The organism is Bacillus sp. FJAT-53060 (genome assembly GCF_037104745.1).
In the GTDB taxonomy this organism is placed as follows: Bacteria; Bacillota; Bacilli; order Bacillales; family Bacillaceae; genus Bacillus; species Bacillus stratosphericus_B.
Genome location: NZ_JBAWSW010000016.1, coordinates 1 through 24,899 on the forward strand (window position 1 = coordinate 1; position 24,899 = coordinate 24,899).

The window sequence follows — 24,899 nt, forward strand, 5'->3', positions numbered from 1 at the left end:
AAAGCCACTACTTCTAATTGATTTCTTCTCTCTTCTTCACGTTTCGATAACATGTTCATCCCCCGCAGAATTGTGTTATTACCCTTATTATACAAAAAAGCTTGTAGACTTTGTCTACAAGCTGAAACCCCCTCTTCTATAGTGAAAGAGGGGGTTTTACTATGTTAATTCATCCCTTGAAACCCAAACGTTAGGTGATCCTGAACAGGAATCCATGCGCCAATTCCTTGTGAGGTCACGTTTTTCACGACGAGTTTTCGTTTATTTCCTTTTAGCACAAGGTACACTTCACCGTATGTGACCTTCCCTTTTTCATTAATGGCTGGAGCGTAGGCATGCAAGGATGCTGCTTTTTTCGGGGACACATGGTATGACTGATCTCGTTTTGTTCCTGCGCCAATCACTGTGTCAAACGCTAGGGGCAGCTTTGTTTTTTGAATGGCTTTTTGCATCATCAATGATTTCACATCTTCTGGGTTTGGTACTTTCGCTGTAAGTCCACCGCTCACTTTTACTTGCTGGTTTTGGACATATTTTCCAATGGCTATTTTGTTGCCTCCTCTGTTATCAATGTGATTGGTGTTCACTTTTTTGTATTCCCAGTTGGCGACTGTTTCGTTTGATTCGTAGCTTAGTGCCCACCTTCCGAGGAAAATGGTCGCCCGGTATCCAACAGCAAGCGGAGTACCTGAGACACTGGATTCATTCAGCATTTTAATCAAATGCGTATTTTCAATCGGTACATTCGTTGTTTTAAATAATTCGGCTGTCAGCTCACTCGGCTGGAGCAGTGGCTGATCCTGTGATGCGTTCGGATACGTATTTTCCTTTGAGATACTGGCGACAGAAGATGGTACCTTAAACGGCTTTGCCGCCTCTGCAGGAAAGCTGTATAGAAAACTTAAGGATAAGAGAACTACAAACATGATGCGGGGCATCTTTTTCATATCATCACTCTTTCTCATTCATTTTTTCATAGTATTTTCCGCAAAGACGTCCCTTATCCACAAAAGATTATAAAAGGAAAAATCCAATTGCTATAATAAAATAAGCAGCGAGTAATGTTGCGCCTTCAAACCAGTTCGTATCACCATCATTCGAGATAATGACCGTCAGTAAAACAGAGGATGCCATTGCAATCAGTTCTGGCAAAGAAAAAATCAGCGGCATCTGCTTGTCGAAAAAAAGAGAGCTGATCACAAGGATGGGCGCAACCATCATGGCGACCTGAAGCGTGGAGCCAAAGGCAATTTCAACCGCCAGATCCATTTTGTTTTTATATGCCATGATGACAGCAGAGGCATGTTCCGCTGCATTTCCGACGATAGCGACAATGATGACCCCGATAAACAGCTCACTCCAGCCGAACTGTTCTCCTACCGTGTCAAATGTATGAACGAGCCGCTCTGAAATATACGCAACCGCAATGGTCGCAAGGAGTAAAATCACTGTGGCGAACTTCCCGGACCATTCGGGCGTTTCTCCTTCCGCTTCTGATTCACCGCTCATGCTCTCCTGCTTGGTGACGTAGACACCGCGGTGACTGACCAATTTGAAATAAAGCGCTGCGAGATAAAGCAAAATCATCACAATGCTAATTCCAATACTTAAAACAAATTGTCTCTTCTCTGCCATCTCCACAGAAAACACTTCGGGAATGACAAACGCCACAATGATGGCAAACATGAGCAAGCCAGAGTTATGACTTGCATCGTGGACACTGAACTCTTGCCGTTTAAATTTTAACCCGCCAACGAAAAAAGACAGCCCCGCCACAAGCAGTAAATTCCCGAGGACAGAGCCGGTTAATGAAGCAAGGACGATGGCAGTCAGCCCTTGCTTTAATGCAAAAAATGAAATAATTAACTCTACTGCATTTCCAAATGTAGCGTTTAATAGTCCACCGATTCTTGGTCCAGCAATGATGGCGAGGCTTTCTGTGGCCCTTCCCATAAAACTAGCAAGACCAATAATGGCGATACAATATATGACGAACATGACGGCTTGCGGGAAATGAAGAAAGCTACCAATCACAGAAAGAGGAACACCGATCGCGACAATCACAAGAAACAAACGATTCATACAGCCATTCTCCTTTACATCATGTCTGACTGTTATTCTTTCGTGAGTGCCGGCATCATATACATTTAGATTCGTTCGTGTGATATGGTCATGTCGATACTTCCTTTTACGGATTGCACCATGGAACAATGTTTCATCGCAAGCTTCTTCACTTTTTCTATTTGTTCATCAGATGTATTAAGGCTTTCAAAGATCATACGTAAGTGGATTCTGGAGATTTTGTTTGCCGCCCCTTCTCTTGTCGTTTCAGGTGTGATGGTCAGCCCTTGATAGGATATTTGTTTTTTTCTGCATACATGAATGAACATTTCTCCAAAACAGCCTGCAATGGCTGAGACGAACAATTGATTTGGCCGGTATCCCGCTTCTTCTTTTCCTGAAATATGTAGTTGCCCGTTATCGGCATTTGCCACCCATCGATCATTTTCATATATCAGCTTCATTCCTTTTCCACCTTTCTATTGAAACCCCTATTGTTCCATTGTACGATGAAAGCATGAACTTGTAAGGAGCTTCTTATGTCGAGAATTCACTTTATGATTTTAATTTTACTCGTATCTGTATCCGGTTTTTCACAGGGAGCGTTACTGCCTGTCATTTCCATTATTTTCGAACATGCTGGCACACCCCCTACGTTAAACGGACTGCATGCCACAGGCTTATATCTCGGCGTGCTGCTTGTGTCCCCTTTTATGGAAGCGCCGCTTCGTCGGTTTGGCTTTAAGCCGTTAATTGTGATTGGAGGCGCTGCTGTCTTTTTAAGCCTGTTTAGCTTTGTCTTTATCGAATCTTATGTCGTCTGGTTCTTTCTGCGGCTCATGATCGGGATCGGTGATCATATGCTGCATTTCTCTACACAGACGTGGGTGACTTATGCTTCGTCATCGAGAAATCGCGGGCGAAATATTTCATTGTATGGGTTATCCTTTGGACTCGGTTTTGCTGCTGGACCTTTTTTAACACCACTTATTGAGATCAATCCATCCTTGCCTTTTATTGTGTCTGGTGCTGTTAGTTTATGTATTTGGCTACTTGTCTTTGTTTTAAAAAATACATATCCAGATACAGGAGAGGTTCAGACGTCAGATCAATCAAACAGTTTAAAGCGCTTCAAAAAAGCCTTTCAATTTGGCTGGGTGGCCTTTATGATGCCTTTTTGCTATGGCTTTTTAGAAACGACGCTCAATAGTAACTTCCCTGTATATGCACTAAGGAGCGGAGTGACCGTAGAGGCTGTTGCGTTTATTTTACCTGCGTTTGCGATTGGGAGTATTGTCTTTCAGCTTCCTCTCGGGATGCTCAGCGACCGGTTTGGCAGACGGCGGATTATTTTATGTGTCACACTCGCCGGATCAATCTTTTTCCTTTTGGCAGGTATATTCATTCAATCCGTTTTGGCTGTTGCGATCTGTTTCTTTATTGCCGGAATGGCTGTAGGCTCTACATTCTCACTTGGGATTAGTTATATGACCGACTTATTGCCAAAGCATCTACTTCCTGCTGGGAATTTGATGTGCGGTATGGCGTTTAGTGCAGGGAGTATTCTTGGTCCGGTTCTTGGAGGATTTTTTGTTCAAACGTTTGAGGGTGTGAATTTACTTTACCTTGTCAGCCTCGTTATTTTATTCGTGTTTTTCTGTGTTCGATTTGGGAGAACGGCGGAAGTGCTTGAAGGTCATTAAAATAGGGAACGATTGCTTGTTTACGTAGAATATCACAAATGAATTGAAATTGGAGATTCTACAATGAGCTAGAATAAGACTCACTTAGGAGAGTGGCTCCCGTGAGTTATCACTGTAGAAACATAGAAGCGTTCCGCATGACCTTCCAACGGTTACTGGATTGATCAATCTGCACAAGGCCAAGGCATCGTACCAAAACAGTGAATATATGACAAAAACATTTGCTCATGAAGTAGAAGTAGATGGATTTGAAATTTTTTGTCCTGTTGGCATATTGGGAGTGAATATGTAGCAAAAAAGCTTGATTTCAGCTCAATCCTCGTTATGTTCCAGCACTTGATACAGATTTTGTTTTAAGGCGGTGGATGCTGAATCAAAAAAACTCCCCTGCCTTCTGTGCAGAGGAGTTTTCTTTCATCTAATGATACCCATTCTGGCCGTTCGCACTTCCGCTTGTTTTGTGCTTTGGCTGATGGCCTTTGTTTTGTTTTGTACTGCTTCCGCCTTTTTTCGATTGTTTGGACATATGTGATTCCCCCATCCATCAAGATTGAACAAGTCGTTCTTCTTTAGGATGCCCTGTTTTCTTTATAGCTTTCCTGGTACGATTTTACGCTTATGTAAAAGTGCATTTAGCTCGCCACCGAGAATAATCATGATGCCGGTTAAATAAAACCAAATCATTAAAATAATAATCCCCCCAATGCTACCATACATCGCACTATAGTTGGCAAACTCGCCTACATAAAATGAGAACAGCGTGCTCACAAGAATCCATCCGACAGACGCAAATATGGCCCCTGGCAGCACAAATTTCAATTTCAGCCTGATGTTAGGGGCAAAATAATACAACGATGTAAAAACAATCAGTAAAATCAATGGACTAATAATCCATCTCATAGCTGTCCAAATGGTGAGAAACGCATCTGACTGACCAACTAATCCGGCGACAAATAAACCAAGCTCTTTTCCAAAAACAGGAATCATCAAGGCGAAAATAATCGTAAGAACCATCGCAATAGTTAAGATGATCGATGTTAAACGTACGAGAATGTAGGAACGATTTTCCTCTACTTCGTAAGCGTGGTTAAACGCTCTGACGACCGCATTAATGCCGTTCGATGCAGACCAAAGGGCGGCAATAATCCCGAATGACAACAATCCGCCGTTACGGCTATTGAGCGTCTCTTCTGCTATGGATTCAATCATCGAAAGTGCCCCCTCTGGCGCATAACTAGAAATGACGCTCAGCACATCCTTTGACGTCAACGGCAAATATCCGACCAGCGTGAGCACGAAGATGAGAAATGGAAATAATGAAAGCAAAAAGAAATAAGCAAGCTCGGCTGATTTCGCCGGTCCTTCATGTAGTAAGAAGCGTTCAATTAACGCTTTAACAAAACTCATACGCCTCAGCTCCAATGATCAACCTTTCTGTTTAGATCGAAAGTGATCCTTTGTCTCTTCAATAATCTCTAATACTTTAGGGGTTGTTTCCTTTAACTGATTGACCTGTACATTTAAAAATGACAAATCATCTGAGACTGTTCGCATTAGCTCCTTTGTTTCTTCCATTTTTTCTTTCACGCAAGCAGACATTCTGCCTGGCTCCTGGCGGTATTCGTCCAGCTTTTGCTGGCAGTCATTCCACTTGTCCTTTAATGCAACTCTTGTTGGACGGTGAAATAGTGTCAGCAATATGCCGAAGACTGCTCCTATAACAGCTCCTCGAAGCATGAGTTGATTTTTCTCTTTCATCTCGTCTGATCTCCTTTCAGTTAAAGGTTTTTCTCTTTCTTAACATACGTCAAAAAACGATCAATTCCTTTTCAATTAAATCTTGTACTTCCTCAAAGTTCCCAGTGTAATAAGAATCTGGCACATCATCTCGATGCTTGTTGCCACCTGCCAATGCCTGCTGAATCAATGACAAAGTACTCGCTAATCCCCTCATCTTCTACTCTTTTTCTAAACTGCCATCGGTGACCTGCAAATATTGCCACGAATAATGCATGAATCATCCTTCAATTCTCTCTCCTCCTACCTTTTCTCTATTATATCAAGACCATTTTTTTTTTGAAACTTAGCAAGAAAAACCCTCATTGGCATTGACAAATTACACAAAAACAGGAGAAACTTTAGGAGAATTACACAAACAAAGGGGGATATTTGATGGGAATAATTGAGCAGTTTGTCACGACGATGAACAATTTTTTGTGGGGACCTCCCCTGTTGATTTTAATTGTTGGTACTGGAATATACCTCACCTTTCGCGTTCTCTTCATTCAAATTAGATTACTACCTTACTCTTTAAAGCTTGCATTTTCTAAACAAGACAAAACGTTAGAAGGGGATATTTCCCATTTTCAAGCGTTAATGACGGCTCTTGCTGCAACTGTTGGCACAGGGAATATCGTAGGTGTTGCTTCGGCAGTGATAGCTGGTGGACCTGGTGCTGTATTCTGGATGTGGTTTGCCGCATTTTTTGGGATGGCTACTAAATTTGCGGAAGCCGTTCTTGCCGTTAAATACAGGGTCAAAAATGAAAAAGGCGAAATGTCTGGTGGACCTATGTACTATTTAGAGCATGGCTTGAAGCAAAAATGGTTAGGGTTGCTATTTGCTATTTTTGGTGCTTGTGCTGCCTTTGGGATCGGGAACCTGGTGCAGTCTAATTCAATCTCAGGAGTCATGAATTCTACCTTTCAAATTCCAACATGGGTGACAGGCATCATCATTACTGCCTTTACGGCACTTGTCATTTTAGGCGGAATTAAAAGCATTGGCCGTGTGACATCTATTTTTGTACCAGTCATGGCTTTATTTTACGTCATTTGTGGATTCATCATTCTTTTTATGAATGCTGATCTTGTTCCAGGCGCAGTTGGGCTCATTTTTTCTGATGCCTTTACTGGTCAAGCCGTGGCAGGAGGTGCGATTGGAACTGTCATTCGCTGGGGTGTGGCACGTGGAGTATTTTCAAATGAAGCTGGTCTTGGATCCGCACCAATTGCAGCAGCTGCCGCCAAAACAGATATGCCTGCCCGTCAAGCTCTCGTGTCTATGACACAAGTATTTATTGATACAATCATTGTTTGTTCCATTACTGGCATTACCATTGTGATGGCAGATATGTATTTAACAGAAAAAAGCGATGCGCTAACCTCTTTATCATTCGCTCATTTCCTTGGTCCAATCGGTGCAAACATTGTGGCAATCGGTTTACTCTTGTTTGCCTATTCGACCATTATTGGCTGGTCGTATTATGGAGAAAAATGCTTTACGTATTTGGCGAAAGATTCATACGTCATGTATTATCGCATCGTGTTTGTTATTGCTGTCTTTTTCGGAGCCGTTTTTAAGAATGACTTTGTATGGGGCGTGGCAGATATGCTAAATGGGCTTATGGCCATTCCAAACTTAATTGGCCTCATCGGTTTATCAGGGGTTGTAGTATTTGAATCAAAACGAATCGTTGATAAGATCAAGCAAGAGAAAAAGGAGAAAAACACCTCCGTGTCGTCTTAATTTTCCTTTTATTCTTTTGCATTTCTGTTAAAATAGATATATTATTCGACACATATGCAGGAAAGGACGTGCCGCCCTTGTCAGAGCAAAAAGCGGCTGAAGTCAATCAGCTGATTGAAGACATTTCGCAAAAGTTAAACATGCTGAACATTGGAGTCATCAAAGCCGATGACTTCAGTCCAGACAAGTACGAAGATATTGAATTTCTTCACCAAATGGTGATGAAAAAATCTTCATTCAGCCCAAGTGAAATGCAAGCCATCGCAAGTGAGCTGAAGAGCTTAAGAAAATAATCATGTAAAAGGAACGGCTCTGCAGTCTACGAGCAGTTTTCCTTGAATCATGCGCAGAAAAAGCCAGCCTCCTAAGGGACTGGTTTTTTTATGTTGTAAGAACTAATGCTTATTTCGCAAGCAGTTTTAAAGATTCACGGTTGAATACCGGAATGTCATCTGTGTATGGCTTGTCCAAGTTGGTCCTGACTAACGACGAGTTTTTCATCTTTGAATCTTAGCGCCTACGTTTTCCATATCCACTTAAATGGATGTATAACCAGTCGCTACTCCTTCTAGCATCTTCTCTGTAATGAGCAATTGCGGTCCGTGGCAGATCGCAAATAATGTTTTTTTCGTCCATAAATGCTTTTGTAAATTGGACGTAACCGGTGTGTTGAATTCAAACATCCTACCCCTATGAGAAAACCCTCTTCTGATGAAATAAGCATTTCTGCTCATTCACATTCCCTTAACAAGGTAATTTGTATGATTTGTGTTATCTTTTCAATAATCTGCAAAAAATAACTTCAAAAGTTAACGAAACATTTCTACAATAGATATAGTGGTCAAAAAAATTAGAAAGGCGGAAACCAGGTGAAGAAGCAAACAAATCGGTCTAAACAAAAAATAAAACTGTCTATTCTGCTCACTTCCATTTTGATAATTAGTCTCATTCTCCCAGAGGCACCTATTCATGCAGAAACAGAAAGAGGCAGTGCCGTAAAGGTCAGCATCTTAGCGACAACCGATATTCATGCGAACATAATGAACTACGATTACTACAGCGATAAGGAAACAAATGAATTCGGATTGGCGAAAACAGCCGAGCTGATTGAAAAACACCGTTCACAAAATCCTAATACACTCCTTGTTGATAACGGAGACCTGTTTCAAGGAACCCCTCTTGGAGAATACATTTACAAAAATGAGAAAGACAGCATCATCAATCAAACAAAGGTTCACCCCATTATTCATACACTCAACCAACTAAAATATGATGCAGGAACAATTGGCAATCATGAATTTAACTATGGATTATCTTTCCTTGACGGTACCATCGCTGGCGCAGACTTCCCTATTGTCAATGCAAACGTCAAAAAGTTAAATGGTGAACATCGATTTACTCCTTATGTGATCCAAGATAAAACTTTTAAAGATGCAAACGGAACATCGCAAACAGTGAAAGTCGGTTACATAGGATTCGTACCACCACAAATTATGACATGGGATAAGAAACATTTAGATGGACAAGTTCAAGTACAAGACATTGTCGAGTCCGCCAATGAAACCATCCCTGAAATGAAGGCTAAGGGCGCAGATATCGTTGTCGCTCTTGCCCATGCAGGAATTGAAAAAACAGCTCAACCTAAAGGATCAGAAAATATGATCTTTGACCTTGCCACTAAAACGAAAGGCATCGATGCCATTGTGTCTGGCCATCAGCATGGGACATTCCCAAGCGATGATTATACCGGTGTAGACAAATTCAATGTCTCAAAAGGAACCATCAACGGCATTCCAGTCGTCATGTCGAAAAACTGGGGAAGCTACCTCGGAGTGATTGATTTAACATTAGAGCCTGACGGCAGCAACTGGAGGGTCACAAACGGCACAAGCAAAATAGATTCTATCGCTCAGGTCACATCTCAAAACAGCACAGTGAAAGATGCCATTCAAACCACTCACCAAAAAACGGTTGATTACGTCAGAAAGCCTGTTGGAAAAACGGAAGCAGACATTAACAGCTTTTTTGCTCAAGTGATGGATGACCCTTCAATTCAAATTGTGACTGATGCACAAAAGTGGTATGCAAAAGAAAAAATAAAGGACACTGCGTATAAAAACTTGCCCATTTTATCAGCGGGTGCGCCATTTAAAGCCGGCGGCCGAAATGGTGTAAATTATTATACAAACATCGCAAAAGGAGATTTAGCGATAAAAAATATTGGCGATCTCTATCTTTACGATAACACCGTACAGATTATGAAACTCAAAGGCAGTGAAGTGAAAGATTGGTTAGAAATGTCTGCTGGACAATTTAATCAAATCAAACCCAACCATTCAAACGAACAGTCTATTTTGAACGAAGAATATCGCTCGTATAACTTTGATGTGATCGATGATGTTACTTATCAAGTGGATGTGACCCAGCCTGCAAAATATAGCACAACAGGAACACTTGTAAATGCGAATGCGAGCCGTATCAAAAACCTGTCTTACAATGGCAAACCAGTCACTGACAGTCAAGAATTTTTAGTCGTGACGAATAACTATCGTGCTTCTGGCGGCGGAGGCTTCCCGCATCTGACGCAAGATAAAGTGGTATTTGCCTCTGCAGATGAGAACCGTGAAGTGCTGATGGATTATATTATCGAACAAAAAACCATTAACCCAAGCGCGGATCAAAACTGGTCCATTGCACCAGTAAAAGGCGCAACAGTCACCTTTGAATCTTCTCTGCTTGCAAAACCGTTCGCAGAGAAATCAAGCAGCGTAGACTTTGTTCGTAATGCCAGCACGGACGGACTTGGTGTGTACAAGCTAGCATTTAAAGACGATGGTACAACAGAACCGCCTGCAGCAGACAATTGGCATTTAACGGTCATGCATACAAACGATACACATGCCCACCTTGATGATGCAGCAAAACGCGCAACCAAAATCAAAGAAGTTCGTGCACAAAGTGAGAACAATATTTTATTAGACGCTGGGGATGTCTTCTCTGGTGACCTATACTTCACAAAATGGCACGGACTTGCTGATCTAAAGCTAATGAACTTGATGAAGTACGATGCCATGACGTTTGGTAATCATGAATTCGACAAAGGTCCAACTACCCTTCGTCAATTCCTGACAGGAGATGCATCGGACGTAGACGCTAGTAACCGTCATCAATTTGAAAAGCCCTACTTCCCAATTGTGTCATCAAACGTTGATGTCTCTAAGGAAAAACAGTTAAGAGATCTAGTGAAAAAACCAGCCACGTTTAAAGCGGGTGAGAAAAAGGAAGCAGGGATTTATCCTTATATCCTGCTTGATGTAAACGGCGAAAAGGTAGCCGTATTCGGCTTAACAACTGAAGACACGGCCATTACATCCAGTAGCGGTCCAAACATTCAATTTAAAGATGCATACAAGAAAGCAAAAGAAACCGTCAACGCCATTCAAACAGAAGAAAAAATTAATAAAATCATTGCTATAACACACATTGGCTATAACCGTGATCTTGAGCTTGCTCAAAAAGTAGACGGCATTGATTTGATCATTGGTGGTCACACTCATACCCTTGTTGAAAAATTAAAGGTCGTCAACAAGAAAGAGCCGACAATTGTGGCTCAAGTGAAAGACTACGGACAATTTTTAGGAAAAGTGGACGTGGCCTTTGATCAAAAAGGGGTCGTACAGACAAAAGAATCTTCTTTTGACCTCATCGCCATCGATGACTCTGTAAAAGAAGATGCGAACGCAAAGTCCATCCTCGATCAGTTTAAGGCAGATATACAAGATTTAAAAACAGAAAAAGTCGGCTATACCGATGTCCTTTTAGACGGTCAACGTGAGCACGTCCGTGCAAAGGAAACGAATCTTGGGAACTTTATCGCCGACGGCATGCTGGAGAAAGCGCAAGAATCTGCTGGTGCTGACCTTTCCATTACAAATGGCGGCGGTATTCGAGAAAGCATTGAAAAAGGAGATATCAGATTAGGTGATATTTTGACGGTCATGCCTTTTGGAAACACGCTTTATGTAGCAGACTTAAAGGGCAGTCAAATTAAAAAAGCGCTCGAACAAGGGTTATCAGGCATTGAGGAAGGTGGAGGCGCATTCCCTCATGTGGCTGGCATTGAATTTACATTTACACTCAGTAAACCGGCTGGCAACAGACTGATTGATGTCAAACTCAAAGATCAAGACGGCAACCTGTCTGACATTGATGATCAGAAAACATACCGCGTTGCGACAAACGCGTTTATTGGCACAGGCGGTGACGGCTACAGCGTCTTTACAGAAGCGTCATATGGAGAAGACTTAGGCTACGTTGACTATGAACTTTTTAAAGAGCAAATTGAAAAAGCGGACGGTCATATTTCTCCTGTCATCGACCATCGAGTGAAAGAAGTGTTCCTTCCTCGTGCAAAAGGAAAAGGAGACTATGACATCCAAGATGATGAGAAATTCCAAACGTATGTACAGCACACGAATAAAGCATTGCTCTATTTAGACAAAGCGACCGAAGCGAAAAACGTTCAATTGTCTCTATCCAAAGCACAAGTAACCGAGTTGAAGAAAAGAGAGCAAGATCCAAACGTCACCATCTATCATGACAAAGTGGGATTAGAATTACCGCTTTCCAATTTGTCAGAGAAAAGTGCGGATATACAGATGGCGAAAACAGGCAAGGTGAAAAACACCTTAACCGGCACATACGATTTCCAAATCAAACAAGATCAGAAAAGTGTGTCTACCTTTAAAGATCCTGTCACACTCTCTTTTACATTAGATGAGCCAGAAAAAGCGAAGAAGCCTGCCGTCTATTATGTCGATCGAGAGAAAAATCGCTTCTCTCAAACGAGTAACGGTACGTTTGAAAGCGGGGTCGTAACAGGTGAAACCAAACACTTTAGTGAATACACGGTGCTCAATCAAAGTGAAGCAGTTGGAACTTTCCCAGATCAAACAGGTGAAGACGCCGGTACATCAGCCCCAGACGGAACGGATTCAAACCAAGATGGAACCGGCCTTCTAGGCGGTACACTACCGAATACGGCAACAATGATGTATACGGCTGCATTGATTGGCTTACTCATGCTCTCCTCAGGGGGTATCCTTTATTACTACCAGCGTAAGCGCACAAGAAACAAAGTGTCATCCTAAAAAATGGACAGAGCCCTATGCTCTGTCCATTTTTTCTCTCCTTGCAAAATCGACAAACCTGAAACGATCTAATCGGTGACGACTTTCTGTGTATTGAAATAAACTCGTATCCTCCAAGAACACATAATTCTTCACCACCACCACATGGTCAAACCCGTTCAAATCAAGATACTGGACATCCTCTTCTGTACATGGCTCCACTACAAATTCCTTTTGGGCGTAGCTAATCGATACACCGAGTTCTCCTTCAATATATTCGTAGATCGACCCTTCACAAATGTCCTTAGACAACGCCTGCACATGTTTTTGCAAAAAGTAATCCTTATCTAAAATGACTTCTTCCCTGCTAATATTGCGAGAGCGAATGACTTCCCAGACGTCCTCCTGCCCACTTATTTTCAGCTGAGATTGAATATGCTGATCTGGTTTTATTAAACCAAATTCATGAACAGTTGTGACTGTTTTCCGGCCAAGCGTTTTGGAAAGCTCTTTAAAGCTGACGAGACCTGAAACAGGGAATTGCATTTTCTCTCGATTCAGCAATACAGAGCCTTTCCCGCGGATTTTTTGGATATAGCCATTTTGCACAAGAATGTTTAATGCCTTTCTCACCGTCTCCCGGGACGTGTCATACATCAAGGACAGCTCATGCTCTGACGGGAGGATGCCTTTATCCTGCCATTCACCTTGTTCAATTCGTTGTGCGAGCTCATCATAAATCAATCGAAACTTATTCTCTTTCATTTTCCTCCGCCCCATTTACTAGCGTTTGGTTAAATGATAAACGATTGACTCGTATGGACGCAACGTAAAGCCCTTGATCTCTGCTGGGACATCCTGATAATTGGATAACAGGACTTGAACCTTCATCTCGTCCACCTCCTGCAATAACTCATCAGGAAGCGAAAAGTCTTCCTCTCCTGCATAAAAGTGGTTAATCACTAGGATTTTCTCATCTTTTCCTTCTCGGACATAGACAAAAATCTTTGGGTCATCTGTCAAGAGTAAAGTAAAGCTTCCATACGTGATTACATCATATTCTTTTCGCAGCCTGCAAAGAGCTTGATAATGATAAAAAATGGAGGTGCTGTCTTTTAATGAAGCTTCCACTGAAAGGTCGTTATTGGCAGTCTCAATCCATGGTGTCCCTTTTGAGAAACCTGCATTTTTTTCTGAGGTCCATTGCATTGGTGTACGGGCATTATCTCTTGATTTGACCTGTAAAATCGCCAGCGCTTCTTCCTCGGTTTTCCCTTTATCAAGCATAGCTTCGTACATATTAAGTGATTCAATATCTCGATAAGACGAAATATCTTTAAAGCGAGGATTCTTCATGCCAATTTCTTCACCTTGATAGATATACGGTGTACCTTGCATGAGATGAATCGTAGTCGCAAGCATCTTTGCTGATTGCTGATGATATGTGCCATCATCACCGTACCTTGACACGATACGAGGCTGGTCATGATTACACCAGAATAGCGCATTCCAGCCGCCGCCCTCATGCATTGTCGTCTGCCACTCAGACAGAATAGACTTCAATTCTTGAAAATCAAATGGTGCGATGGCCCACTTTTCACCGCTTGGATAATCCACCTTTAAATGATGAAAGTTAAACGTCATATTCAGTTCCTGCCGATCAGGTCTTGTATACCGAATGCAGTCTGCGATATTCGTTGAAGACATTTCTCCAACTGTCATACTATCGTATTTCGAGAAAACCTCTTGGTTCATTTCATGCAGGAATTCATGAATCCTCGGACCATCTGTATAGTACATGCGGCCGTCGCCCTGCACAGATTGCCCGGCATCATCTAAAAAGCGTTGATCCTTTGAAATATTATTGATGACATCCAGCCTGAATCCATCAATTCCTTTTTCAAACCAAAAGTGCATGATGTCGTATACTTGCTGGCGTACCTCATCATGTTCCCAATTGAGATCCGCCTGGGTGACATCGTATAAATGAAGATAATAGTCACCTGTCGCTTCATCCAGTTCCCAAGCTGGACCGCCAAATTTTGACTGCCAATCATTCGGAGGAGAGCCGTCCGATTTTGGCTCTTTCCAGATATAATAATCTCGATAAGGATTATCCTTTGATTGGCGTGAGGCTTGAAACCACTCATGGAAAATCGATGTATGATTGACTGCTAAATCCATGATGACACGGATTCCTCGTTCATGCGCTTCCTTCAGCATGTGTTCAAAATCAGCCATTGTGCCGTACATGTCATGGATGTTTTTATAATCGCTAATATCATAGCCATTGTCATGCTGTGGTGACTCATACATAGGGGTCAGCCAAATACAATCTGCCCCCAGTTCTTTAATATAATCGAGCTTTTTCGTCACACCATTGATATCCCCTGTACCAGAGCCCGTTGTATCTAAAAAGCTCTTCGGATAAATTTGATAGACCACCGCTTTTTTCCACCACGGTTCGTTTGTTTGTTGATTCAATTTCCTTCACCACCACTAGTTAAGTTCTTATGAAAAAAGGATTACATCTCATCCTTTTTCTTTTTTAGTTTTGCATATAAAAGGGTACCGATGAATGGGACGATCAGCACAATCACCATCCCTATGGCAAATGCACCCCAATATTTCGGAATGATTGAGAAGATCCCCGGAATCCCTCCAACTCCGACCGAGCTTGCCAGTACCCCTTGAGAGGCAATAAACATACCGGCTATCCCTGAGCTGATCAGCGCAAAAACAAATGGGAATCTATAGCGAAGGTTGACCCCAAACATGGCCGGCTCGGTAATCCCTAAGTAAGCGGAAATACTTGATGTCAGCGAGAGTCCTTTTTGCTTTTCATCTTTTAAGACAAACATCATTGCAAGCGCAGCTGATCCTTGTGCAATATTGGAAAGTGCGAGCATTGGCCATAGGAACGTGCCGTGCAGCTTTGAGTTAATCAATTGAATATCGACAGCTAGGAACGTATGGTGCATACCTGTGATGACTAACGCTGCATACAATCCTCCATATAAAAGACCGCCAAGTGCAGCGAAATGCTGGAATACTGTTACAAGTCCAGATGTTAAAACGTTTCCGATGGCAAATGTAACAGGCCCAATGACGATAAACGATAAAAACCCAATAAGTAATAAAGTAATTGGTGCAACGACTAACAGCTGAATACTTTCAGGTGTCCGTTTTGTGATAAATAGTTCTACCTTTGCAAGTAAATAAGATGCGACGAGTATCGGAAGAACCTGCCCTTGGTATCCTACCTTCTGCACTTCAAGACCAAACAAATTCCATACAGGAATGTCACCAGACTTTTCAGCCGCTCCATAACCCCAAGCATTTAACAGGTCAGGGTGTACGAGCATCAGTCCAAGGACCATCCCTAAAAGCGGATTCCCCCCAAATCGTTTCACAGCCGACCAGCCAATTAACGCTGGCAAAAATGTAAAGGCAGTGCCTGCAATCAGGTTGATCATATTTGCTAAATCAGCCCATGCCGGATACACATCCACAATTGATTTTTGATCAAAGAAAATATCAGGAGCTGTTAAAATATTATGAATCCCCATTAATAAACCGGCTGTGACGATAGCAGGGAGTATCGGAATAAAGATATCCGCAAGCGTTTTCACAGCACGCTGCAATGGATTTAATTTTTGATCAGAGGCACGTTTGACGTCCTCTTCCGTCGCTTCCCCAATTCCCGTCTGTTTGACCATTTCGACATATACCCGATTAACAATCCCTTGACCAATGACGACTTGATACTGACCGTTCGCCGAGAAAGATCCTTTCACTTCTTCAATTTGTTCAAGTGCTTTTTCGTCAACCTTCCCTTCATCTTTCAGCACAAAGCGCAGCCTTGTCACACAATGTGTTGCTTGATCAATGTTTTCTTTGCCGCCAATGGCTTTCACAATCTGATCTGCTGCTGCCTGATAATCAGCCATACTATCCCCTCCGAGACCTTTTTTTTTATAAAAAAAAAAACAAGAAACTTGTATATACATGTTCACTTCATATTTTATATTTGTATATACATGTAGTCAACAATAAATGTAGCGCTTTCATAAAAAAAGCTCCCTCAATGGAATCAAAGAGGCAGCGTGTCATCATCTTTTTTTAGCTCCGCTAATTTTTCGTAGACCCTATTTCTATAAAAAGAGGAGACTGGACGTGCAAACATTTGGCGCTTTGATGTAAGTTCATCCAGACTTTTTTGTTTTTCTTCACATATGAGAGAGAGTTTTTTTCCTCTCCATCTATACTGGTTTTGAGTAACTCTTTGACGGTCATGAGTTCCTTTTTCAAAGCCGTTTCTTCCCAAGCAAAGCCTGCATTTTTCATGATCCGGTAGCCCATTCTCAGTTCTTCCGGTACATGCGCCGCATCATCTTTTGGCAGAGGATTCCCAAAGCCTGATAATCCTTCAAATGCTCCATTGTCCATGGCCTTTTTGATCCGTTCTTCTGACAATCTCTGCGAAAAAATCCATGGTGTCACTCCTTTTAAATGCTTTGATTTTGGTTAAAGCATAGCAAAAAAGCTGACTCTATCACAAGAGCCAGCTTTCTCGTTATTGATTGTTGATCTTGAATGTAGATACCATTTGTGCTAAGTCTTCTGACATATCAGAGAGCTGTTCAATCGCACTTGAAAGTTGCTGCATGCCAGCACTTTGCTGTTCTGTTGCTGCTGCTACTTCTTGAGAGCTGGCTGCGTGTTCTTCTGACACAACAGAAATTTGTTCAATCGAGGTTGAAATAGTTTGATATGCTCGTTCTACCTGTTGAATCGATTGAAGCAAATTGTTGGTTCTTCTTGCAAACTGAGACACTCCGTCGTAAATACCAGCAAAATTTTGAGACGTTCCTTGCATTTGCTCACGTCCTTCTTCCACTGCTCGACTGCTTTCCTCTATGCTTTCAAGGACACGCTGACTGTTTTCCTGTGTGCCAGTAACTAGGTCTGAAACAGTTTTAGCCGCATCTGCTGACTGCTCAGCTAATTTACGAACCTCATCTGCCACAACGGCAAACCCTTTTCCTTCTTCTCCAACACGTGCCGCTTCAATCGAAGCATTTAGTGCAAGCAAATTCGTTTGTGCTGAAATGTCCGTAATAATGGAGATCACACTTTCAATCTCAGTTGAATGTGATTGTAATTCTTCTGCTGCCTGCTTTGAGTTTGTCATCATGTCGTGTAACATATTGAGATGTTCAAGGACATGCTGCACTAGTTTTTGACCAGATTCTGACTGCTCTTGCACTCCCGATGAAACAGATTTCATTTCATCTACTTCTCTTGTCACACCTTCGATTTGAGTATCGATTTCTGCAACAGAGATCGTGCAATCTGTAATATTTGCTACAGAATCATTGATCCCTTCACTCATATTGGTCATCGCTTCTGACACTTGCTGTGCGCTTTGACTCGATTCGTTCGTCACCGTTCGAAGCTGTGAAGACATTTTAGACACTTCACTTGATGAATTTGAGATTTTGGCAATGAGCTCTTTGATTCGTCCTTGCATCTTTTGAAAGGAAGCGGCTAATTGGCCGATCTCGTCTTTACTTTCCACCTCTACCGTTCCAGTTAAATCACCATCTGCAATTTGGTTCGCTGTTTCCATTAGTGAACGTGCTGGCTTTGCGATTCTCCTTCCCATGATAAATGAGAAGAACAATCCACCGATGAGCACAATAGTAGATGCCACCGTGATATAGATCGTCAGCTTCTTCGTTGTTTCAGGCACAACAGATGCATCTAAATCAATTCCTAAAATCCCCGTGAGCTCACCGCCTGAATCTTTGATTGGTAAAAAGATTGATTTATGTGTCCCAAATGAATCATGATAAATGTCACTTTTGACCATTTTATCTTCAGAAAGAGCTTGTTTCATCTCATCTGAAAATGCATAATCCTGATCAAAATCATTGTCTTCCCCAGTTAACACAATGATTCTTTCCTTACCGCCCTTATTTGATAACACATATAGGTTCTCAAGCGAATGATTTTCTTGAAGCTCAGTAATTTTCTTTTTGACTTCAACATAAAGCGGATCGTCTTTTCCGCTAATGCTTAAGACATTTCCATCGATATTGTCGATATCTTTTTTCGCTGTATCAATATCTGTTGTTAATCGATAATCAAATTGCTTTAATAATTGGGATGATAAATCCTGGCTGACTAAATAAAAGGTTAGAACGAATAATGTAACGGTTGCGAGTAATGTTCCGACAACGACTGACATGATTTTGGAAGATATCGTGAATCCTCCAAATTTCCTTTGTTTCACCATTTTTTTCTACATCTCCACTCTCAGATTTGACTTAAGCATGTACACTTTCAAATTGTCCACAAACAGATGCAATCACACCTTTTAAATAAGATACGATATGAGGGATATGCTCCGGTAACGTATACGGTGAGATGACAAAAAACTTACTCACACTCAGATAGAACTCTTGACCTTCTTTCGCATTTACTTGTAAAAACTTCGTTGTATCGCCAAAGAACATTTCGTCTCTTTTCTCTCCAAGCTTTTCAAACAGCATTTTGTTCAATTCATTGTTCCGCTCAATTTCCATTGAAGTTGCTTCGCCTGAAATCTCTTCTTGAAAACGAGGAGAGCCGTCTAGGTAAATTCTAAACAATGTAGTCATTCCGGCATTGTCATCATTGACGATTTCTGCTTGCGGAATTTCCTGACGAAGGGCTTTTCTGAATGCAAGGTTCACCTCTAAAAATTGACCGAGCAGACGCTGATATCCTTCAATCCCAAACGTTAGCAGCACACTCAGCATACTGATTGAGCTTCCCATTCTTGAGCATTCAAGTGTATAACCCGTATGGTATTCCCCGTAGCCTCTATGTCCAACATATGGTGTTTCTTGTTGTTTTAGGTCCAAACGCTTTAAGTCAGCAGCGTTTTTCACTAAGAATAAACTGGATGTATAAGGTGTTTGACCGAGCTTTTGAAAATCAAAGCACATCGTGTCTGCAAGAGAAAGATGCTTGAATTTCGCTTTGATTTCTTTTAACATGCGAAGAACACCGTCTGAGAATTGCAGCGGGTTTTCAGATACATCATACTCATTAAAGAAAGCAAAAAATCCGCCCAGCGCTGAATCTGCATGAATATGAGGCACCTTAAGACCATACTTCTCAGCAACTGCTTCTGCTGTTTTATGTACTCCTTTTACATCATCAATTGCAATGGCATCTGTTGTTCCTGTTGTAGCCACAATATAAACGGGAATTCCGCCATTTTGTGCAACACGTTCCATTTGACAACGTAAATCTTCCATATCCATTGAATGATCCCTATTCGTTTTAATTCTGATTAAGTTGTCTGTGCCAATTCCTGTTGCTTCCATTGACTTATATAAGCTGTAATGTGCTGCATCAGAACAAAACGCATAAAGATGTTGCGGGACACCTTTTCGTAATGACTCCGATGCGACTTTCGAAATCGCTAAACGAAGTCCTGAGAAAATAGCCCCTTGACCTCCCCATGTTGTGTTTCCCCCGCTCACGTTTGGATCGTATCCTATGAGCTTAGACATCATTGAGACCACTCTGACCTCAGCTTCCGCACCTGCTGGTCCATAAACATCCCATAGGTTGTTCCCATTTACCAGCATAGCCGTCAGCATGCCTAGAATTCCTGGTGTACTTGCCATTGGCAAAATGTTCGTGAAGAAATACTTTGTATGGTATGGATGGTTATGTAAAAGCTTAAGTAATTCTTCATTCACAAGTTCTGCTGGCTGGCCATTGATCGGAATTTGACTTGTTTCAGTGAGCTTTTTGTAAAAGTCATCCCCACGATTCTTTTCACCCTTTAGGTGTGCACGGTTCGGATCCTTCAGGTGATCGACCCCTGAAATGATCTGTTCCATTAATTTGACGAGTTCTTTACGCTCCTCTGCATTTCCGTCCTCACTCGGAAACCAGTTCTGAACGAGGTTCTCTGCTCGTACAGTCATAAACTATCAATCCTTTCAATGGAAGATTTCCTGTCAATGTCTATATCGACCCCTATTCAAAAGTTTATAGTCTCAAAACGTCCACTTAAGTATATTCAGATAATTTGTTTATACATCAAAATGAATAAAACCCTTACAAAACAAATAAAAATCATTATGTTTGTGAAATAAAATAATATCTTAATATATTATAAATGAAGGATTTTTATCCATCTGTTATCATTGTTTATTTGCTCATTTTTTTACGTAACCTGCATAAACATTAATAAACACTGGAAGTTCTCTTAAAAACACCATTGTATAAATCAAAATAATTCTTTAGACTTGTGTCTTTTTACCTGTTTTATTGATATAGCAATAGAGAAAATACTGAATTTTCTGTTGATATTAAGATGAATTTCATAAAAAGTTTTTCTGTGGGCGAGTATTTTCGATTTCTCTCCTTTTATTGCTAGGACATGCTGTTCTCGCTCTTCACCGGTTATGACTTTTCTATTTGAGCATTTCATGGTATATTCTAATGGTTCGTTTTCCTTCGTTCCGCCTCTTCCTTGTACAGGAGAAAAGGAGTATTTATATGAAAACATTTATTCAAAAAAGAGGCCTCGGTTTCTTTGTAATTGCAGCCATCTTACTATGGCTTAAAACGTATACAGCTTATTTAATCGAATTTAAACTTGGTATATCAAATGTGCTTCAGCATATTTTGCTTTTCGTGAATCCTATTAGCTCTAGCTTGTTCTTTCTTGGCTTTGCTTTATTGTTCAAGAAAAAATGGCAGCCTGCCGCTATCATTGTGATTCATTTTTTCATGTCTTTTTTACTATACGCAAACATCGTGTACTATCGATTCTTCAATGACTTTATCACGCTGCCTGTTGTGATGCAGGCAGGGACGAATGGCGGACAATTAGGTGATAGTGCATTTTCACTCATGCGCCTGACTGATGTGTTTTACTTTATCGATACAATCATCTTGATCGTACTCGCAGTCCGAATGAAAAAGAAGCAGCAATCAAGTACAGCAACTGTACCTGTTCAAAAATCAAAATCGTTCAGACTCGTTCTTGCGTCTTCTGTTGTGATCTTTGTCGTCAACTTGATCGCTGCAGAGATTGATCGCCCAGAGCTTTTATCAAGATCATTCGACCGAAATTATTTAGTGAAATACTTGGGTGCTTATAACTTTACTGTGTTTGATACCATTCAAAATGTGAAATCAAACAGTCAGCGTGCTCTGGCAAATTCAAGTGACGTAACAGATGTAGAGAATTATTTAAAAGCGAACAGCGCTGATCCAAACCCCGCCTATTACGGGAAAGCGAAAGGCATGAACGTGATTACGATTTCTCTTGAATCTCTGCAAAACTTTGTCATTGATTATAAGGTGAATGGAGAAGAAGTCACTCCATTCCTTAATTCATTGGCACATGACAACAAAACGTTTTACTTTGATAACTTCTTCCATCAAACAGGACAAGGAAAGACATCTGATGCCGAATTTATGATGGATACTGGGCTATTCCCATTATCACAGGGCTCTGTTTTTATTAACAAAGCTCAAAACACGTATCAGGCACTTCCTGGCATTTTGAAGAAGGATCAATACACGTCAGCAGAATTCCATGGGAATACGAAAACCTTCTGGAACCGTAACGAAATGTTTAAGTCCTTCGGATATGACAGATTTTACGATTCCGAGTATTACGATATGAACGAGCAAGATACGAAGAACTATGGATTGAAAGACAAACCGTTCTTCAAAGAATCAATGCCAATGCTTGAACATCTGAAGCAGCCGTTTTATTCGAAATTCATTACATTATCTAACCATTTCCCATTTGGAATGGATGAAGGTGATACCGATTTCGAACCTGGTGACTTCGGAGACTCTGTCGTCGATAACTACTTCCAGTCTGCTCATTATTTAGATGAGGCCATTGAACAATTCTTCAATGACTTGAAAAAGTCTGGTCTATATGACAATACAGTTGTCATCATGTACGGAGATCATTACGGCATTTCAGAAAATCATAATGAAGCGATGGAAAAAGTGACAGGACAAAAAATTGGAGATTATGAAAATGCCCAGCTCATGCGTGTGCCGCTCTTTATTCATGTACCAGGTGTGAAAGGTGAACAGATTCATAAATACTCTGGTGAAATCGATGTCGCTCCAACCCTTCTACACCTGCTCGGTTATGATACGAAGAACTATTTAATGTCTGGCTCTGACATCTTATCGAAGAATTTTAAAGAGCTTGTGCCATTTAGAAATGGAGACTTCGTGTCTAAGGACTACACAAAAGTAGGTAATAACTATTACAGCAACAAAACAGGCGAGAAAATCGAGCCGACTGAAAAGGCGACGCAAGAAAATGAAACGGTGAAAAAGATGCTAGAGACATCTGATAAGATCGTCACAGAAGATTTACTCCGTTTCTACAAGCCTAAAGGCTTTACACCGATTGACCGCAATGAGTATGACTATACAAAGAAAGTACAGGATGAAAAGGATTCATCTTCCGCCAAAGATGAATCAAGCACTTCTTCAAACTAACTTTCTCATTCTAAGAACCAGCCGACTTTAGATCGGCTGGTTCTTTTTACATTTGATCCTCATTGCACCGAGTATAGGAGATCAAGGAGGGATTTATCATGAAAAAAAACAAAATAAATGAAATCCGTGTACAAATGCAGAAAAAGAACAATATCGTCAGGATGACTCCTTCCCTATTAAAGAAACAACTTATACGACCTGCAGATTCAGTGAACACCATTCCACAAACAAAAGAGAAAAAGTACGTTTATCGAACCAGTGATGATGAGCTTGAATTTATCGCCAATTTCATTTCAGACCGGTTCGTCTGCCTTTCGAATGCCCTCTTGATTGGCTTTTCATTTGGATTGATGAAAATGTCACCACGTTTTTAGAAGCTTGGCAATATCCAAGTCAACAGCATGCTTGATCTCTCGTGCATCTAGGGCATGGTTTTACATGTTGTCATCAGTATTGTTCTCGTGATCGAACAGCGCAAACAAAAAAACGTTCAGCCCATTTGACTTGGCTGAACGCTTTTTTTAATCTCGATCGACTTCCTTTCGGAGATCATCTGCAACAAATTCCACATTCGTTCCAATGATGATTTGTACGGATGTTTTTCCCGAAGTCAGTACCCCTTTGGCACCCGCTTTTTTCAGTGTACCTTCGTTCAATAAATTCGTATCCTCTACTGTTAAGCGAAGACGTGTGGAACAATGATCAATGGTGAAAATATTGTCTTTTCCGCCAAGTCCCTGTACCAGCATACTCGCTCCGGCAGAAGCTACATCATCTGCTGGGATATCTTCGATGTCATCATCTTCTCTGCCTGGTGTTTTCAGCTTTAGCAGTTTAATAAGGAAATAGAATACGACAAAGTAAATAACGCCATAAATTACCCCCACCACAAGTAACATGAACGGTTTTTGAGCAATACCAAAACTTAAGACGTAATCAATCGCACCTGCTGAAAAGGCAAAGCCGCTATGAATCCCTAAGGTATTCACAATAAAGAGCGAAAGACCTGTTAAAATAGTATGGACACCATATAAAAGTGGAGATAAAAACATAAAGGAGAATTCAATTGGTTCTGTGATCCCTGTAATAAATGACGTCAGCGCCATTCCAATCATCAACCCCGCTGTTGCCTTTCGCTTTTCTGGCTTTGCTGTTACTATCATAGCTAGACATGCCGCTGGCAAACCAAACATCATCACCGGGAAGAAGCCGGTCATAAAGACGCCCGCACTTGGATCTCCTTTAAAGAATCGTGCTAAATCCCCTGTTGCTCCGTTGAATTCTCCAAATTGAAACCAGAATAAGTTATTGAGCACATGGTGAAGTCCTAGTGGAATGAGCAATCGGTTAAAGAAACCAAACAGACCTGCACCCGTTGCGCCAAGACTTAAAATCCATTCCCCTAAATCATTGATCACACTTTGAATCGGAGGCCACACATATCCGAAAACAGCCGCTAATAGAATGGTGAAAAGTGCTGTCATAATTGGCACAAGCCGTCTTCCGCTAAAGAAACCTAAGTATTCAGGCAGTTTCGTATCCTTAAATTTATTGTAAACGTAACCTGCCAAGAGCCCGCATAAAATACCGCCCAATACCCCCATATTGTTGGTCGAGTTAATCGACGTTGTACCGGCTGACAAAATGAAATAAGAGATGGCCCCTGATAATGCCGCTGCTCCGTTACCATCCTTTGAAATGCCGATCGCTACACCTATTGCAAAAATCAAAGCCAAATTCGCAAAAATTGCATTCCCTGCCGCATAAATAAACGGGATATCGAATACATCCTTCCGTCCAATGGCCAAAATAATACCTGCTGCAGGAAGCACAGCGATTGGAAGCATAAATGATTTACCTAACTTTTGAAAAAACTGAAACACCATATGAAATCTCCCTCCCTTTGTCATCATCATGACAAAATTTT

19 protein-coding genes and 2 pseudogenes are annotated in these 24,899 nt (G+C 41.2%); 7 read left to right on the forward strand and 14 right to left on the reverse strand.

Features of this window, described 5'->3' with window-relative positions:
* Positions 1-164 precede the first annotated feature (164 nt).
* The 3 genes from WAX46_RS07880 to WAX46_RS07890 form a co-directional block, all read right to left on the reverse strand.
* On the reverse strand, positions 165-947 hold the full coding sequence (locus tag WAX46_RS07880) for a YfkD family protein (protein WP_442895664.1): 783 nt from the start codon (positions 945-947) through the stop codon (positions 165-167).
* 67 nt (positions 948-1,014) lie between these two features.
* A complete protein-coding gene (gene cax, locus WAX46_RS07885) occupies positions 1,015-2,082 on the reverse strand; it encodes a calcium/proton exchanger (RefSeq protein WP_336493606.1) in 1,068 nt (355 codons plus the stop codon).
* Positions 2,083-2,147: 65 nt separating this feature from the next.
* Positions 2,148-2,525 carry an OsmC family protein gene (locus tag WAX46_RS07890; protein ID WP_226568465.1) on the reverse strand — a complete coding sequence of 126 codons (378 nt, stop codon included), beginning with the start codon at positions 2,523-2,525 and terminating at the stop codon, positions 2,148-2,150.
* 75 nt (positions 2,526-2,600) lie between these two features.
* Here WAX46_RS07890 and WAX46_RS07895 point away from each other — a divergent pair, with 75 nt between their 5' ends.
* On the forward strand, positions 2,601-3,764 hold the full coding sequence (locus WAX46_RS07895) for an MFS transporter (protein ID WP_226568463.1): 1,164 nt from the start codon (positions 2,601-2,603) through the stop codon (positions 3,762-3,764).
* 588 nt (positions 3,765-4,352) lie between these two features.
* Here WAX46_RS07895 and WAX46_RS07900 read toward each other — a convergent pair.
* From WAX46_RS07900 to WAX46_RS07910, 3 genes are read right to left on the reverse strand one after another with little or no spacing between them, the layout of a single operon-like run.
* Positions 4,353-5,171 carry a YihY/virulence factor BrkB family protein gene (locus WAX46_RS07900; protein WP_226568461.1) on the reverse strand — a complete coding sequence of 273 codons (819 nt, stop codon included), beginning with the start codon at positions 5,169-5,171 and terminating at the stop codon, positions 4,353-4,355.
* Between the two features lie 18 nt (positions 5,172-5,189).
* Positions 5,190-5,522, reverse strand: coding sequence for a YtxH domain-containing protein (locus tag WAX46_RS07905; RefSeq protein ID WP_226568459.1), 333 nt, complete (start codon positions 5,520-5,522; stop codon positions 5,190-5,192).
* A gap of 49 nt (positions 5,523-5,571) precedes the next feature.
* Positions 5,572-5,718, reverse strand: a complete 147-nt coding sequence (locus tag WAX46_RS07910; RefSeq protein WP_226568457.1) for a hypothetical protein — start codon at positions 5,716-5,718, stop codon at positions 5,572-5,574.
* Positions 5,719-5,936: 218 nt separating this feature from the next.
* Here WAX46_RS07910 and WAX46_RS07915 point away from each other — a divergent pair, with 218 nt between their 5' ends.
* Both WAX46_RS07915 and WAX46_RS07920 read left to right on the forward strand, forming a co-directional pair.
* A complete protein-coding gene (locus WAX46_RS07915) occupies positions 5,937-7,292 on the forward strand; it encodes an alanine/glycine:cation symporter family protein (protein ID WP_226568455.1) in 1,356 nt (451 codons plus the stop codon).
* Positions 7,293-7,369: 77 nt separating this feature from the next.
* Positions 7,370-7,585, forward strand: coding sequence for a DUF1128 domain-containing protein (locus tag WAX46_RS07920; RefSeq protein ID WP_226568445.1), 216 nt, complete (start codon positions 7,370-7,372; stop codon positions 7,583-7,585).
* A gap of 109 nt (positions 7,586-7,694) precedes the next feature.
* Here the strand turns inward: WAX46_RS07920 and WAX46_RS07925 are convergent.
* Positions 7,695-7,952: pseudogene (locus WAX46_RS07925) on the reverse strand (DJ-1/PfpI family protein); the annotation flags it as partial.
* Positions 7,953-8,161: 209 nt separating this feature from the next.
* On the opposite strand from WAX46_RS07925, the gene WAX46_RS07930 reads away from it, so the two are divergent.
* The gene (locus WAX46_RS07930; protein ID WP_226568443.1) at positions 8,162-12,442 is read left to right on the forward strand and encodes a multifunctional 2',3'-cyclic-nucleotide 2'-phosphodiesterase/3'-nucleotidase/5'-nucleotidase; all 4,281 of its coding nucleotides are present in this window, start codon (positions 8,162-8,164) and stop codon (positions 12,440-12,442) included.
* A 15-nt stretch (positions 12,443-12,457) separates the two neighbouring features.
* Here the strand turns inward: WAX46_RS07930 and treR are convergent, their stop codons facing one another.
* The 6 genes and pseudogenes from treR to WAX46_RS07960 all read right to left on the reverse strand — a co-directional run bounded on the left by treR (position 12,458) and on the right by WAX46_RS07960 (position 20,412).
* The gene (gene treR / locus WAX46_RS07935) at positions 12,458-13,186 is read right to left on the reverse strand and encodes a trehalose operon repressor (RefSeq protein ID WP_336493607.1); all 729 of its coding nucleotides are present in this window, start codon (positions 13,184-13,186) and stop codon (positions 12,458-12,460) included.
* 18 nt (positions 13,187-13,204) lie between these two features.
* Positions 13,205-14,905 (reverse strand): alpha,alpha-phosphotrehalase, encoded by a 1,701-nt coding sequence (gene treC, locus WAX46_RS07940; RefSeq protein WP_336493608.1) that lies wholly within the window; start codon positions 14,903-14,905, stop codon positions 13,205-13,207.
* A 41-nt stretch (positions 14,906-14,946) separates the two neighbouring features.
* On the reverse strand, positions 14,947-16,371 hold the full coding sequence (gene treP / locus WAX46_RS07945; RefSeq protein WP_336493609.1) for a PTS system trehalose-specific EIIBC component: 1,425 nt from the start codon (positions 16,369-16,371) through the stop codon (positions 14,947-14,949).
* Between the two features lie 143 nt (positions 16,372-16,514).
* Positions 16,515-16,870 (reverse strand): annotated as a pseudogene (locus WAX46_RS07950) (J-domain-containing protein).
* A 127-nt stretch (positions 16,871-16,997) separates the two neighbouring features.
* Entirely contained in the window at positions 16,998-18,722 is a 1,725-nt protein-coding gene (locus tag WAX46_RS07955; protein ID WP_336493610.1) for a methyl-accepting chemotaxis protein, read from the reverse strand.
* Between the two features lie 31 nt (positions 18,723-18,753).
* Positions 18,754-20,412, reverse strand: a complete 1,659-nt coding sequence (locus WAX46_RS07960; protein ID WP_336493611.1) for a pyridoxal phosphate-dependent decarboxylase family protein — start codon at positions 20,410-20,412, stop codon at positions 18,754-18,756.
* A 577-nt stretch (positions 20,413-20,989) separates the two neighbouring features.
* Between WAX46_RS07960 and WAX46_RS07965 the strand changes: the two genes are divergently transcribed.
* The 3 genes from WAX46_RS07965 (at position 20,990) to WAX46_RS07975 (ending at position 23,381) form a co-directional block, all read left to right on the forward strand.
* Entirely contained in the window at positions 20,990-22,972 is a 1,983-nt protein-coding gene (locus WAX46_RS07965) for an LTA synthase family protein (protein ID WP_226569379.1), read from the forward strand.
* A 98-nt stretch (positions 22,973-23,070) separates the two neighbouring features.
* Entirely contained in the window at positions 23,071-23,346 is a 276-nt protein-coding gene (locus WAX46_RS07970; RefSeq protein ID WP_226569381.1) for a DUF4309 domain-containing protein, read from the forward strand.
* The gene (locus WAX46_RS07975; protein WP_226569399.1) at positions 23,319-23,381 is read left to right on the forward strand and encodes a hypothetical protein; all 63 of its coding nucleotides are present in this window, start codon (positions 23,319-23,321) and stop codon (positions 23,379-23,381) included. Before WAX46_RS07970 ends, WAX46_RS07975 begins: the two co-directional genes overlap by 28 nt.
* A 112-nt stretch (positions 23,382-23,493) precedes the next feature.
* Here the strand turns inward: WAX46_RS07975 and nagE are convergent, their stop codons facing one another.
* Positions 23,494-24,858 carry an N-acetylglucosamine-specific PTS transporter subunit IIBC gene (nagE, locus tag WAX46_RS07980; RefSeq protein WP_336493612.1) on the reverse strand — a complete coding sequence of 455 codons (1,365 nt, stop codon included), beginning with the start codon at positions 24,856-24,858 and terminating at the stop codon, positions 23,494-23,496.
* Positions 24,859-24,899: the final 41 nt, after the last annotated feature.

Coding starts and splice junctions, on each gene's coding strand:
- WAX46_RS07910 (WP_226568457.1), bottom strand. CDS start 5,718: ATGAGGGGATTAGCGAGTACTTTGTCATTGATTCAGCAGGCATTGGCA.
- WAX46_RS07955 (WP_336493610.1), bottom strand. CDS start 18,722: ATGGTGAAACAAAGGAAATTTGGAGGATTCACGATATCTTCCAAAATC.
- WAX46_RS07880 (WP_442895664.1), bottom strand. CDS start 947: ATGAAAAAGATGCCCCGCATCATGTTTGTAGTTCTCTTATCCTTAAGT.
- WAX46_RS07895 (WP_226568463.1), top strand. CDS start 2,601: ATGTCGAGAATTCACTTTATGATTTTAATTTTACTCGTATCTGTATCC.
- treR (WP_336493607.1), bottom strand. CDS start 13,186: ATGAAAGAGAATAAGTTTCGATTGATTTATGATGAGCTCGCACAACGA.
- WAX46_RS07890 (WP_226568465.1), bottom strand. CDS start 2,525: ATGAAGCTGATATATGAAAATGATCGATGGGTGGCAAATGCCGATAAC.
- WAX46_RS07900 (WP_226568461.1), bottom strand. CDS start 5,171: ATGAGTTTTGTTAAAGCGTTAATTGAACGCTTCTTACTACATGAAGGA.
- WAX46_RS07960 (WP_336493611.1), bottom strand. CDS start 20,412: ATGACTGTACGAGCAGAGAACCTCGTTCAGAACTGGTTTCCGAGTGAG.
- WAX46_RS07905 (WP_226568459.1), bottom strand. CDS start 5,522: ATGAAAGAGAAAAATCAACTCATGCTTCGAGGAGCTGTTATAGGAGCA.
- WAX46_RS07965 (WP_226569379.1), top strand. CDS start 20,990: ATGAAAACATTTATTCAAAAAAGAGGCCTCGGTTTCTTTGTAATTGCA.
- cax (WP_336493606.1), bottom strand. CDS start 2,082: ATGAATCGTTTGTTTCTTGTGATTGTCGCGATCGGTGTTCCTCTTTCT.
- nagE (WP_336493612.1), bottom strand. CDS start 24,858: ATGGTGTTTCAGTTTTTTCAAAAGTTAGGTAAATCATTTATGCTTCCA.
- treP (WP_336493609.1), bottom strand. CDS start 16,371: ATGGCTGATTATCAGGCAGCAGCAGATCAGATTGTGAAAGCCATTGGC.
- WAX46_RS07915 (WP_226568455.1), top strand. CDS start 5,937: ATGGGAATAATTGAGCAGTTTGTCACGACGATGAACAATTTTTTGTGG.
- WAX46_RS07970 (WP_226569381.1), top strand. CDS start 23,071: ATGAAAAAAAACAAAATAAATGAAATCCGTGTACAAATGCAGAAAAAG.